We start from the raw sequence: 13,542 nt of genomic DNA, 5'->3' as shown, positions 1-13,542 counted from the left end.
GCTAATGGCTAATGGCTAATGGCTAATGGCTAATGGCTAATGGCTAATGGCTAATGGCTAATGGCTAATGGCTAATGGCTAATGGCTAATGGCTACTTAGTAAGCATTGTCCAGACACCATCCCAGAACTTTGGGGGCGGGGTTTGTTGATAATTACGCGCACGTTCTAGGTGGATATCAACAGCTTGGTCTTGGGGTTGGATGCATTTGGCGGCTTCAAAACAGGCGATCGCTTGTGAGAAGTTGCGCGATAAATAAGCAGCGCGTCCAGTATGATAATGAAATAGAAACTCTTGAGTGTTGGTATCTAGGGGAGTAGTGCGATCGCCAATTAACTCGTAGATATTCACGGCTTGGTGTTTCCCTTTGACACGAATTTTATCTAACTGGCGCACCCAAATGCGATCGCTGCACAATTGGTAAGTAAATTCGCTTAAAATAATATCACAGCCATAATCCTTTGTTACTGCCTCTAAGCGCGAACTCAAATTTACACCATCTCCAATGACGGTGTAATCCATTCGTTTGCGGGAACCAATATTACCCGAAACCACATCCCCAGAACTAATCCCAATACCAATATGAATTTGTGGCTGCGCCTGGATAATTCGTCGTTGGTTAAATTCCTCCAAGCGTTGTCGCATATCTAACGCGGACTGTACAGCCCTCCAAGCATGATTTTCTGTAAGTGGTAGCGGCGCACCAAATACCGCCATTAAGGCATCCCCAATAAATTTATCGAGAGTACCTTCGTGGTTAAAAACTGCCTCCACCATCGTTTCAAAATACTGATTTAGCAGCAATACCACCTCAGCTGCACCAAGATTTTCCGTCAGTGTTGTGTAGCCCCGGATATCAGAAAACAAGATGGTTACTTCCTTGCGCTCACCTACCATTAAAGCATCTTCCCCCAGAGCCATCACTTGTTCAGCGACATGAGGCGTTAGGTAGCGAGACATGGTAGTTTTCATCCGTTTTTCCTGACTGATGTCTTCCAACACCACCAAACCACCGCGTACACCGCCTTCTGGGTTAGTCAGGGGATTAACAGTGAGATTAGTACTGCGCTCTAATATTTGTACCTCATCAGCAGTGAGAAACTCAGATTGGGGAATGAGGGGTTGATTCCAGGGAATGAAAATATCGGGGTTAGTGCGATCGCGTACTGCTAAAATTGAGTGGTGAGTGCCGATTGGTGTTAGCGGGGCGTTGAGCCAGTCCTGAGTTTTGCTCAGTACTTGATAAAGTCCCACCATCAAACTTTGCTCTGGCACATAATGTTTAGCTCCAGTTTTGAGACTATCTTCTAGTCGCATTTGGAGATTTTCAATCGGCACAACTTCCCAAACTAGACGGCCAATCAAATTTTGTTCCCACAAAAGCTTGTTGTTCTTGCTATTGGCGTCTCCTATCGGACAACCCAGCAACTCCAATGCTGCATCATTAATCGTGACAATTTGCCCTGCCATATCTGTAGAAATCACGGCATCTGACAGACTTTGTAAAATATCTTTTTGATACTGTTTTTCTAACAGCACATTTTCAAACAGACGAGCATTTTCTAAGGCAATTCCTGCTTGATTATTAAAAGCCCGCATAAACTCTTCATCAGAAGCAGTAAAACTCCCTTGCTGCTTATTAATTAATTGCGTCACACCAATCAATTCATTTGCAGAATTAAATACTGGCAAACACAGAATATTGCGAGTTACATAGCCAGTTTTTCTATCTGTCGTTGGGTCAAAACGGGGGTCTTTGTAAGCATCAGAAATATTTAAGGCTTCACCAGTGGAAGCTACATATCCAGCAATGCCACGGCTAGCAGGAATACGGATTTCTATCAAGTTTGTGCCATCTGCCGCCGCTGCCACTTTCGTCCAGAGTTCGCTCATCTCTTTACGATATAAAAATAGTGTACTGCGGTCTGCTTGCATAAGAATTCGAGCTTGCTCCATGACTATTTGCAAAGTTGCTTCTAAATCCAGACTTTGCCCTAGTGTCTGAGTTGCCCGCAACAAAGCCGTTGCGCCTCTTTGATTACGAGCAGCGACATAAAAAGATTGGCAGCTTTCTAGAATAATACCAATAGAAGCGGCAAAGTCTCGAAAACGTTCTTCATCATCATGATTAAACGGAACATTCCCGGTTTTATTAGCAAGTTGCACTACCGCTACAGTCTTGTTTTTACTACTAATAACGGGCATACATAAAATGTTACGTATTTTGTAGCCCATTTGTTTTTCAAGCTCTGGGCTAAATAGAGGGTGAGTATAAGTTTCAGATATATTGAGATATTGACCTGTACTCGCAACATGACCAGGGATACCCACTGTAATGGGAGTACGAATTTCTAAGAATTTTTGGGTATTATCTTGAGGAACTTTTGACCACAATTGACCTTTGTCATAGTCAACTAAAAAAATGGCTGTATGTTCTGCTTGGAGAATTTGACCGATTTTGAGGGTGATAGCTTCTAATACTTTCTCCAACATAGTTTCTAGAGCTTCGTTATTGATTAGTTCAATAGCTCTCAGAAATTGTTGGAACTCAGCAGTTATGAAGTCAAGTAAGCAAACAAATTCGTTAACAGATAAGTCTTTAACGCGACGCAGTAGGGCGTGAGTACGATTAACTTGAGTTAGTTCAGTTAATGTAGCCAAGACGCTGCCAGGGTTGGGGAGTGTCATGGGAATTTTAGATTTTAGATTTTAGATTTTAGATTTTGGGCATGGGGCATTGGGCATTGGGCATGGTTATTTTTTTGTCTCCCTCATCTCCCTCATCTCCTTCATCTCCCTCATCTCCTTCATCTCCCTCATCTCCTTCATCTCCCTCATCTCCCTCATCTCCCTCATCTCCCTCATCCCCCCACTCCCCAGTCCCTAGTCCCCAGTACCCGTCCTGTTATTTTGCCAACTGTTCAGAAAATATCACTTTTTGATAGTAATCTTGTAGCTGCTTGGTGGCAGCTGCCCAACCCCATCTTTCTGCTTCCTGGCGAGCATTTTGGCGGATGATATCTCGTTGTTGTTTTTGTTCCAAGAGGCGAACAGTAGCAGCTAATGCCCCTTGAATATCTGCTGTTGGCTCAAAAAGATATCCATTTACGCCATCTGTCACAATATCAGGAATTCCCCCAGAACGGGCTGCTACCACCGGACAACCAGCAGCCATCGCTTCTAGTAATACTAAGCCTAGTGTTTCTGTGCGGGAAGGAAAGATAAAGGCATCAGCACTCGCAAAGGCAGAACCTAATTCTTGCCCCATGAGATACCCAACAAAATAAGTGTTTGTGCCAGCAAAGTGTTTTTGCAATGCTTGACGGTGGGGCCCATCCCCAACTAATGCTAACCGCCCTTGGGGAATTGCTTCTAAAATTGGTTTGATGCGCTCAATTTCTTTTTCAGCGGAAAGCCGCCCAACGTAAAGTAGCAATGGACTTTCTGGATGATTTTGCGATAAGCGCGATCGCATCTCTACACTAGCTAAATCGGGGTGAAATAATTCTGTATCTACCCCACGCTGCCATAAATCTACACGTTCAATACCGTGTGCTGTCAGTTCCTCCACCATTGCTGTGGAGGTACACAGATTCAAAGCTGCTTGATTATGAGCGCTTTTCAGTAATTCCCAAAGAAACCCTTCTAACATTGCCAAACCGTAATGTTGGAGATATTGGGGTAAATGGGTATGGTAAGACGCCACTAAGGGGATTTTGAGGATTTTGCTATAAAATATACCTGCTAAACCCAAAACTGCTGGATTCACGACATGAATAATATCAGGCTTAAACTCTTCTAAAACATAACCAATAACTGGGCGGGGTAATGCCATTTGCAATTCTGGATACAATGGCAGAGGAAAGCCAGTAACACCGTAAACTTTAGCGCCTTTGTGTTCTGTGATGCCTCCATCAGGGGCAATCACCAGCACTTGATTACCACTGCGCTGTAGATGGTCAACAGTATGGCGTAGGCGCGTTACAATGCCGTCAACCTTGGGTAAAAAGGTTTCGGTAAATAGAGCAATTCTCATAAAAAACTATTCAGTCCAGGCAGATAATCTCAGCTTTGCTTGCATTTCGGTATCAAACACAGAATAGACTCTCTCCTGTGGTGTAATCAACTCTGCACAGTCAGATTTAATATTTTGCCGCTGTTTTTGTACAAAATCCGAGATGTCCTCAATGTTCACAATCCAATCTTTGGCATAAGCAGCTAGTACTTCACCACGTAACCCTAACTGAATAGCGCGTCGTTCTAATTTTTTCCCAGTTGGGTGATGGTCCAGGTCCCATTGTAGGCGGACTTGTGATTGCTTCAATGCTTTTTGCCATGTACTTTTATCGGGATAAAGTTCTGGAACGTAGCTGGAATGAACAGCCGCCGCTAAAATTTCATTAAAAGCCGAACGCTTCATCCAAATAGCTAACACTACCTCTTGTCCATTTTGTGTACCCCATCCAGAACGATACATCATCCAGAGGAAGTTAGGTTTTATCCAACTCATGCGGTCAAAACTAAACTCACCACCAAAATAACCATAGGTAGCGGCGAAGTCGGCAATAGCTGGACGATACGCCTGATAAACAACAATTGAATGGTCGTCATATTGTGCTAAGATATGACGACCATTTTTAGGCCAATTACTGACTTGAGTTAAATAAGGTTCTGTTATCAGCCGCACGCAGAGTTTATCCTAATTTCTGTGCCAAGAGACTTTAGGCAGAATTTGTTTGTGATCAACTCGTTTCTGATACTTAATGGCAAAGTTTAACAGAGAATCGAGTAGAGAATCAGAGAGCAAGTGAGGCTGTAAACCTAAATCGAGCAATTTGGTGTTTTTCGCGTTGAAGTAATGTTCTTCCTTCTCGACTCTGGGATTATCTAGGTGATTGATTTCTACGTTCAATCCGATAGCGTTACCAGCTTTTTTCACCATCAATGCCAATTCGCCAACGCTGAATTGTTCGGTAAATTGATTAAATACGCGGAATTCTCCAGCTTCGGCAGGGTTAGCGATCGCTAATTCCACACATCGTACTGTATCCCGAATATCCAAAAATCCGCGAGTTTGTCCACCTTTACCGTAGACAGTTAACGGATGTCCAATTGCTGCTTGAATACAAAAGCGGTTCAGGGCAGTACCAAACACACCATCGTAATCCAGCCGATTAATCAATAGTTCGTCTATCCCCGTTTCTTCAGTTAAGACGCCATAAACCACACCTTGATTTAAATCCGTTGCTCGCAATCCCCAAATCCGGCAAGCAAAGTGGATGTTATGACTATCATGGACTTTGCTTAAATGGTACATTGACCCAGGCTGCTTGGGATAAGGTAGGGTATCCTTGCGTCCATTGTGTTCAATGGTGATATACCCTTCTTCGATGTCAATGTTGGGTGTACCGTATTCTCCCATTGTCCCCAGCTTCACCAAATGACAATCTGGGAAATCTTCGCGCATGGCGTACAGTAAGTTCAAAGTCCCAACTACATTATTGACCTGGGTAAGAACTGCGTGTTCTCGGTCAATCATGGAAAATGGAGCCGAACGCTGTTCACCAAAATGCACTAGGGCATTTGGCTGAAATTGCTGTAATGTTTTATGGAGAAATTCGTAATTTGTAATATCGCCGATGAACAAGTCAATCGATTTACCTGTCAAATCTTGCCAGCGCTGGAGACGTTGTTGAATTAGTGCGATCGGAGTGAGAGTTTCAACACCAAGTTCATTATCCCAATGCCGCCGCACCAAACTATCTAAAATTCCAACTTCATAACCTCGATTGGAAAGGTAAAGAGCAGTTGCCCAACCGCAATATCCATCACCACCAATAACCAGGACTTTCATCTTCACCAGTTTTTACTCGCTGATAGCTAAATTTATCAGGTTTCTGTCCCCTTTCAATCATCATTCTTTTTGGGCATTGGAGATTGGGCATGAGGAAGGGTGGCAAGCTTTTTTATAATCTCCCTCATCTCCCTCATCTCCTTTATCCCCATACCCCATAACTCAAGACTTTGTAATCTGATACTGCTGGGCAATGTAATAAAACAAACGATAGTAATCTTGAAATTTTTGGCTCTTGCTTCGCCCCCGCAAATAGTATTTTACATGACCCTGAGTTAGGGTCAGTGTCATGGAACCTACTTGTTGATCAACTTCTACAACTACTACCCCAGATACTCCTTGGGTGGTTTGAAAATTGGGTTTTATCTTTTTCACAGACTCTTGATCTGTAACAATCGAATTTGGTAACTGATGACTTGCCCATCCCCGAATTTCCACTGAGTTATCCTGTGGTGAAATAAACGCAATTCCATCATCATTTGCTGGGGCTGCTAAAGAAGTCCAGTTACTCGGATATGGAAATTCAAAGCCATAACGAGAGTTAGTATAAGTTTTCCAGGCGATCGCTCCAGCGTTAAAATCATTTGCAGTACAAGCCCACAGGATTATTAGCAGGGCAATGACTCCGCTAACGCTGGCGGCAAACCGATAAATTCTTCGCCCCAAACTACAGGTTTTATCTGAACGCCGTAATACCCCATCCCTCTTAAGGGTGGGGATGTAAGGTGGCGATTGACAATTACACCTATGAACTATTTTTGCCATAGGCAATAGAGAGAATAGATGTATAAGGAATAAGCTATTTCTTGAAAGATAACACCTTAATATAATCTCTAAGAATTTCAGCCATAGATAGTTCTTTTTTCTGAGAGTATTCTTTAAGAATTTGATACTCCTCTTCGGTCACATTAAAGTTGTTTACAACCGGAAAGGTGTTCAACTTTAATCCGCTGACCAAGCCCCTTCGGGGCGGGAACAGGGAAGAGGGAACAGGGAACAGTGCAAGAATTAGCCCCGAAGATTTAGGGTACAAGCCCCTAAATTTATTTATGAAAGAAATAAAAACATTTTTTAAGGGGACGCGTAGCGCAAGAAAAAATACGTCCTTGTACAAATCCCCTAATTTTAATTATGGGGATTTCCCTGTTCCCTGTTGCCCGTTCCCTGTTCCCTTTTAAGCTCCAAATCACTAGAAAATAAGCCAAGTCCGGCAATCATTACTTTATTGTTGTTGGTTTAGCGATCGCTAATTCCCAGTTTCAGCCTGATTAATTAGCATCTCATCTCCAAATATAAATAAATGTAACGAAACTGCCGTTAAAACGTTTTACTGTCTTGACAAGCAAGAAAAGAACCGATAACTTGATATACATACCCGGGTAAGACCGTTAAAGAGTTATATGCAAACGCAAACTAAGCAAAAGGTCACTTTGTATTTGTCGTCAGAGTTGCACAGAAAACTGAAGATTCGTTCAGCAATCGATTCCGAGCCAATGTCAGAACTTGCCGAGCGTGCCCTTGGTTTTTACCTGTCTAATCAAGAATTAGTTGACGAGTTAGAAGATTCTAGTTATGGGCGGACTCATAGGGTTTATTCATGCCCGACTTGTGATAGCTCACTAGTCTTACGTGATGGGGAACTGGTTGCTTTAGGCAATCAACCAGGAGTAGTTGGCCAAGAGCATCTTTCTATTGATGAGATGGATGAAGATGAAACCAATCCCAAGGGTGAGGAAGAGTTAGTTCCTTGCTAGATAAATATTCATGATTCGGTTGTCTTTACCAGAAGCAATGTCTCTACTGTCTCTATAAGGTCTCAAGTAGGTCGAAGTATGAAAGAAGAGCTCAATATCCTAATTCAAGCTCAATACCCTTTAATCTACCTTGTGACCTCCGAGGAAGAGCGGGCCGAGCTAGCAGTTTCCACAATCGCCCAGTTGTTAAAGCCCCAGCGCCGAGTATTTATTTGGACAGTAACACACGGGATTGTCGAGTATGGTCAACCCCGGAATGTTACCCAACATAATACCGTGTCTCCAGAGGCGGCGATTGAGTGGATAATTCGGCAGAAAGAACCAAGTATATTTATTCTTAAAGATTTACACCCCTTTATAGATGCGCCTGCGACTAACAGATCGTTACGTGATGCGATCGCTAGTTTCAAAGGTATGCAAAAGAACATCATTTTGATGTCTCCAATGCAGCAAGTACCTATAGAACTGGAAAAAGAAGTTGTCGTTCTCGACTTTACATTGCCAGATATGGCTGAGTTGAACAAAGTCTTAACTCACCATATAGAGCAAAATCGTGGTCGCCGATTGACAACAGAAGCCAGAGAAAAACTTCTCAGAGCGGCTTTAGGTCTAACTAAAGATGAAGCTGAGAAAGTATACCGAAAGGCACAGGTAACTACAGGGCGTTTGACGGAAGATGAAGTAGATATCGTTTTATCTGAGAAAAAGCAACTAATTCGGCGCAATGGAATCTTAGAATACATTGAAGAAGATGAAACCATTGATGCTGTAGGTGGCTTAGAAGAGTTAAAAAGATGGCTCAAGCAACGCTCTAACGCCTTTACAGAAAGAGCGAGAGAGTATGGTTTGCCTCAACCAAAGGGGATGTTAATTTTAGGGGTTCCCGGTTGCGGTAAGTCATTAATTGCTAAAACTACTTCCCGGCTGTGGGGTTTACCACTGTTGCGGTTGGATATGGGGCGGGTTTACGACGGCTCAATGGTGGGACGAAGTGAGGCAAATCTGCGAAACGCCCTGAAAACAGCAGAATCTATTTCCCCAGCAATTTTATTTATCGATGAATTGGATAAATCCTTTGCTGGTAGTGGAGGTTCCTCTGATTCTGATGGGGGGACTTCAAGTAGAATCTTCGGCTCCTTCCTCACATGGATGCAAGATAAGAAATCACCAGTGTTCGTGATGGCAACCGCCAACCGAGTAGAACGCTTACCTGGCGAATTCTTGAGGAAAGGACGCTTTGATGAAATATTCTTTGTCGATCTGCCAACACCGGAAGAACGGCAACACATTTTCAATATTCACCTGACGAAACGCCGTGAAGACATCTCTCGATTCGATCTTGAGCAACTAGCCAAGATGTCTGATGGCTTTTCTGGGGCAGAAGTTGAGCAAGCGATCGTTGCGGCAATGTATGAAGCTTTTGCCCAAGATCGGGAGTTCACCCAACTAGATATTATTGCTGCACTGAAGGCAACATTGCCGCTGTCTCGAACGATGCAAGAACAAGTAACGGCTCTGAGAGATTGGGCCAGACAGCGTGCCCGCCCCGCAGCATCCTCCGTAGCTGAATATCAGCGAATGGAGTTTTAAAAGCTTTCCTCTGCCATCCCAGGGGGAAAGGCTAGCTGAAAATGCTAGCAGTTATAAGAAAAGCCGCATCCTGTTAAGCGCGGCTTCGCCCAAAACAAACCGTTGTCGTTTTTCTCAATCTTCTCATTGGAGGAAACCCAAATGTCTCACTTTAGCACCCTGCGTACCAAAATCACCGATGCCGAAATCCTCAAGGCTTCCTTGCGCGACCTCGGTATCAGCGTAAAGACTGAAGCTGATGTCCGTGGTTATAACGGTCAGCGTGTCCGTTCTGATATCGTTGCCGTGTTGGAAGGCGAATATGACCTCGGCTGGTCTCGCAACAGCGATGGTTCTTTTGACCTAATTGCTGACTTGTGGGGCGTTGCTAAGAAGCACAACCAAACCGAGTTGATCAACTCAATCAACCAAAAGTATGCCGTTAACAAAACTTTGGCTGAAGTAAAACAGCGCGGTTTGCAAAACGCCAATGTGAAGTTGGTATTGCAATAACAATTTCTCTGCGCGTTCCCAAAGCTGCACGGGTTAACCATATAAATAGCGGTTAGCCCGCTTTTTTATCGGGACTGAGATTTATTTCTCAGTCCTGATTTTTTATCGAAAATTTGGGTTTAAAACCCCGTGCTAGAAGCAGGGCTTTAATTAATTTGGATTTCTTAGCAGTACGTACCAATTGACATCTTAATTTTTTGTTTCTACCCCAATTTACCGAGTGGATATCTCTTAACTGTCTTAACTGGTCTTGTATTTTGTTGACTAAGGTGAGATAATTCACAAGTTCAAGTAAAAAGTACAGCTTTAAATAAACAGAGTTTGTTTATTTAAAAGTAAACTCTCCTTCAAGTCTAATAAAATATATCATCGGCAAAGTAAATTTCTGATACTAATAAATGTCAGGAGTTATCATCGATGTTCAGTTTATTTTTAGCTAAGACTGTAATAATTTAAGGTAGCTTCGATGGATGAAATCGTAAAAAAACTGGCTGGGCTAGGTCTTCCTGGCGTAATCCTAGTGATTCTCCTAATCGCCTCAGAAGGTAGCTCTGCCGCAGTTGCAGCTATTATCACAGCCTGGGGTGGTCCCTTCGGCATCGTAGGAGGTATAGCCCTACTTGGTCTGATAACAGTTGTCGGGGATACTATAGCCGGATATGGAATTGAAGCAATTCTTAAGGGCATTTATGCAGAACGGAGCAAAAATGAATCTGTGATAGTTCTCCTCAAAGAAATTCAAGATTTATCCATTACAGAGGAGCTAAAAGCGAAGCTAAAAAATCTACTTACCACAGAAATAGGTACTGATGTTCTAGAAGTGGAAATCCCAAAAAAAGTTGAAATAGTTGAGTAATAATCTTTGATACCTACCAGTCATACACCACTATTTCAGGTGATGTTTGTCCTCCAGAACGCTCCCATGTCTGAAATAGATTTGACTGGGTTAACTGTCAGTTCCTTACCAATAGAAAGTTCCACAGCAAAGTTTGATTTGACCTTATCAATTTTTATTACTTTAATTAAATTCAACTTTTATGCGGTAAGTGCATAAAAGTTGAATTATCTAGATGAGATTAGTCAATGAGTTGTGGGGTGGGAATTTGCGTATCGATGTCTGCTTGGGAATAAGTGGGAAGTAACCAGGTACTCTCACCCGCCTTGAATACTTTGGCAGGTTCAACATTCAATTCAATGACACCGGTGGCTGGATTGGTTCTAGCAAGAGATTGTGTGCCATCAACGAACTGGATGGCGATTGGTTCAGTGAGTTCTTGTGGTTGAGTGTTTGGGCCTAGAACCACTTGAGAACCTGCGGGTAAGTAAATGCCATCGCAATCCCAATCATCATCCGTGATTGTTCCTGCACCAAGAAAGTAGAGTTGGGTTGGAGATTTTTTTGGTTTGTTGGCATAGACAGCCAAAGTCTTTCCAGTTTCATTACGGCACTGCGCCCGCTTTCTAGCTGTTTCTATGATATTTTTCTGAGATTGCAATTGTGCTAGTCGCTGCTGGAACTGCTCAGGTGTATAGCCAGCTTGCTCAGGTGTATCCTTTACAGTTAGAAGTTGATTGAGTGCCTGAGTTACCTCAGTATAGTCAGCCCCCTTAGTAAAATCCTTGCTTGCCCAAGAGGGTTGAGCAATTACCAGGTTTAGCATCAACACAAAAGCGACAAGAACTATTTTGAGAAATTGCATATTTTTCTCCTTTTTTTAATTAGTATTAAGTACCACTGAAACTTTACCAGATTTCAAAACCTGAAAAATTTTGACTGCATCAGCAATTTTGCTTGCGATCGCGATCGCACCAACCAATAGCCGTAAGATTAATAGTCCTACAAGCTCTCCCCAATTTTAAAATAACGCTTAAATTTAGGCTGTACTGAAACGCAGAAGGTAAAGTCAAACCCTTAACTGTGTCACCGCGATATTGCCGGAAAAACAGACATCCACATCGCTACCAGGAGTGCGATCGCGTTTGCCATATTCCCCTACATAATAAACAGCTTTGAGTAGAGCTTGGATACCGGGGGCATCAATGCCGTCGTCGTTAGTTAGTATTATAGTCATGTATGGCAATCCGATTTGATTTCTGAATCATTTGTAAAGAAAGGGAACAGGGAATAGAGATGTACCGAGTTTTATCCAAAAATCGAATAGGAGTCCTATGTATATTATTGATATGGATTTAGTTAAAATATCAGAAAAATGCAGATATATCGCTTCTTAGGTAAGCTCAGAATATATTGCATAGAAACCAGCGATCGCTACATCACCCATCAATAGACATAGGAGTGAAAATTAAATATGCATTACCTGAAACCCTTTATAGGGACAATTCATGTAGACGTGGAGCGGCTTCCCGCAGGGTATTGTTCCTACGCCAATTCTTTAGATGTCTAATGGGTAAAGCAGGAAAAGCTACTTGCAGATATGAAAAAATATACTGGATTCTGCCAAAAATATTGATCATAAGATATGATTTCTAGATGGTTTGCAAATTCCGCCCTAAGCATTTGGGTTAACTCCCAAAATGGGCGGTATTTCTTGTGACTAGCAAGAGTGTTAGCCTCAAGTTAATGCTTGCAGCCGCCCCCAGAACAAGTTTGTGCAATCAAAAAATCCCCTGTAATATACAGCAGGGAACAGGGAACAGGGTTGAAAGTCTCTTGATATATGGCTTTGTACTTAAAATCTGTACCTTACTTACCTGCAATCTGCTGTATATCTGCTAGAAGTAGTAGAAATTTCATACTGGAGAAAACCGGGAAAGAGGTGATTTTTGCAGTGGTTCTGTAGTATTTTTGGTGCAAGTCTGTCTTAGGAATCACACAATGAAACAGCTCCTCAAACAAGTATTTAGCAGTCAAAAACACCTCATTCAGCTAATTCTACCTTTGGTGACGGTTATTATTTTAGCAGCCTCACTGTTTGCCACACCTGCTTCAGCTACAGGTGTGTATCAAATACCCAGCCTCACAGCAGGGAATAACACCTGGGTTTTGGATCAAGGTGAAGTTATCAGCCGTCTGAATGAAGGTAAAATTAGCAGCGCTTTCGAGGATTTGGCAAAGCAAACAAATAAGGAAGTCAGAATTGTTACTGTTCGCCGCCTCGACTACGGTGAAACACCAGAAAGCTTCACCAAAGAACTGTTTGAAAAATGGTTTCCCACCAAAGAAGCCCAAGGGAATCAAACCTTATTGGTTATTGACACAGTTACCAATGGTACTGCAATTCTGACAGGGGATGAAGTTAAACCTTTACTCACTGATGCTATTGCTGAGAGTGTAGCGACTGAAACAGTAAGCGTGCCATTACGCAATGGTAACAAATACAATCAGGCATTTCTCGATGCAAGCGATCGCCTTGTCGCCGTCCTCTCCGGCAAAGCCGATCCAGGGCCACCTAAAATAACTGACAATGTACCTGTTGGAGGCACATTCAAGAAAGCAGAAGAAACCGACCAAGGTAATGCTACTGCTTGGGTAGTAGGATTGTTAATTGCCGCCACCGTTATCCCAATGGCGACTTACTATATCTATCAGATAAATCATCCATCATCTGATGGGTAGTGGGAGAGTTAGGAGTTAGGAGTTAGGAGTTAGGAGTTAGGAGTTAGGAGTTTGGAGTTTGGAGTTTGGAGTTTGGAGTTTGGAGTTAGGAGTTTGGAGTTTGGAGTTAGGAGTTTGGAGTTAGGAGTTTGGAGTTTGGAGTTAGGAGTTAGGAGTTAGGAGTTAGGAGTTAGGAGTTTGGAGTTAGGAGTTAGGAGTTAGGAGTTAGGAGTTAGGAGTTAGGAGTTTGGAGTTTGGAGTTTGGAGTTTGGAGTTTGGAGTTTGGAGTTTGGAGTT

11 protein-coding genes and 2 pseudogenes are annotated in these 13,542 nt (G+C 42.7%); 5 read left to right on the top strand and 8 right to left on the bottom strand.

Annotated features, from left to right (window positions below; genetic code table 11):
* Positions 1-92: 92 nt before the first annotated feature.
* From V7K67_RS01195 to V7K67_RS01175, 5 genes are all read right to left on the bottom strand, one after another.
* Positions 93-2,687 (bottom strand): GAF domain-containing protein, encoded by a 2,595-nt coding sequence (locus tag V7K67_RS01195; protein WP_335164904.1) that lies wholly within the window; start codon positions 2,685-2,687, stop codon positions 93-95.
* Positions 2,688-2,904: 217 nt separating this feature from the next.
* Entirely contained in the window at positions 2,905-4,035 is a 1,131-nt protein-coding gene (locus tag V7K67_RS01190) for a glycosyltransferase family 4 protein (protein WP_335164902.1), read from the bottom strand.
* A gap of 6 nt (positions 4,036-4,041) precedes the next feature.
* On the bottom strand, positions 4,042-4,686 hold the full coding sequence (locus tag V7K67_RS01185) for a DUF4291 domain-containing protein (RefSeq protein WP_335164900.1): 645 nt from the start codon (positions 4,684-4,686) through the stop codon (positions 4,042-4,044).
* Positions 4,687-4,698: 12 nt separating this feature from the next.
* The gene (locus V7K67_RS01180; protein ID WP_179069093.1) at positions 4,699-5,853 is read right to left on the bottom strand and encodes an NAD-dependent epimerase/dehydratase family protein; all 1,155 of its coding nucleotides are present in this window, start codon (positions 5,851-5,853) and stop codon (positions 4,699-4,701) included.
* 162 nt (positions 5,854-6,015) lie between these two features.
* Positions 6,016-6,618, bottom strand: coding sequence for a hypothetical protein (locus tag V7K67_RS01175; RefSeq protein ID WP_334730884.1), 603 nt, complete (start codon positions 6,616-6,618; stop codon positions 6,016-6,018).
* A gap of 635 nt (positions 6,619-7,253) precedes the next feature.
* Here V7K67_RS01175 and V7K67_RS01170 point away from each other — a divergent pair.
* The 4 genes from V7K67_RS01170 to V7K67_RS01155 all read left to right on the top strand — a co-directional run bounded on the left by V7K67_RS01170 (position 7,254) and on the right by V7K67_RS01155 (position 10,545).
* Entirely contained in the window at positions 7,254-7,607 is a 354-nt protein-coding gene (locus tag V7K67_RS01170) for a hypothetical protein (protein WP_334730885.1), read from the top strand.
* A 78-nt stretch (positions 7,608-7,685) separates the two neighbouring features.
* Complete coding sequence (ycf46, locus tag V7K67_RS01165; protein WP_334730886.1) at positions 7,686-9,197, top strand: stress-responsive protein Ycf46; 1,512 nt, start codon at positions 7,686-7,688, stop codon at positions 9,195-9,197.
* Positions 9,198-9,338: 141 nt separating this feature from the next.
* A complete protein-coding gene (locus tag V7K67_RS01160) occupies positions 9,339-9,689 on the top strand; it encodes a DUF1257 domain-containing protein (protein WP_015136553.1) in 351 nt (116 codons plus the stop codon).
* 466 nt (positions 9,690-10,155) lie between these two features.
* Positions 10,156-10,545: a hypothetical protein gene (locus tag V7K67_RS01155; protein ID WP_334730887.1), complete on the top strand. Its 390-nt coding sequence runs from the start codon at positions 10,156-10,158 to the stop codon at positions 10,543-10,545.
* Positions 10,546-10,765: 220 nt separating this feature from the next.
* On the opposite strand, the gene V7K67_RS01150 is transcribed toward V7K67_RS01155, so the two are convergent.
* The 3 genes and pseudogenes from V7K67_RS01150 to V7K67_RS01140 all read right to left on the bottom strand — a co-directional run.
* Positions 10,766-11,389 (bottom strand): hypothetical protein, encoded by a 624-nt coding sequence (locus V7K67_RS01150; protein WP_334730888.1) that lies wholly within the window; start codon positions 11,387-11,389, stop codon positions 10,766-10,768.
* A 204-nt stretch (positions 11,390-11,593) separates the two neighbouring features.
* A pseudogene (locus V7K67_RS01145) lies at positions 11,594-11,692 on the bottom strand (5'/3'-nucleotidase SurE); the annotation flags it as partial.
* Between the two features lie 3 nt (positions 11,693-11,695).
* Positions 11,696-11,761 (bottom strand): annotated as a pseudogene (locus V7K67_RS01140) (5'/3'-nucleotidase SurE); the annotation flags it as partial.
* 764 nt (positions 11,762-12,525) lie between these two features.
* Here V7K67_RS01140 and psb32 point away from each other — a divergent pair.
* Positions 12,526-13,266 (top strand): photosystem II repair protein Psb32, encoded by a 741-nt coding sequence (psb32, locus tag V7K67_RS01135; RefSeq protein ID WP_335164897.1) that lies wholly within the window; start codon positions 12,526-12,528, stop codon positions 13,264-13,266.
* The last annotated feature ends 276 nt before the right edge of the window (positions 13,267-13,542 follow it).

The organism is Nostoc sp. (assembly GCF_036917155.1).
Lineage (GTDB): Bacteria > Cyanobacteriota > Cyanobacteriia > Cyanobacteriales > Nostocaceae > Nostoc.
This window is presented reverse-complemented; position numbering and strand designations above follow the sequence as displayed.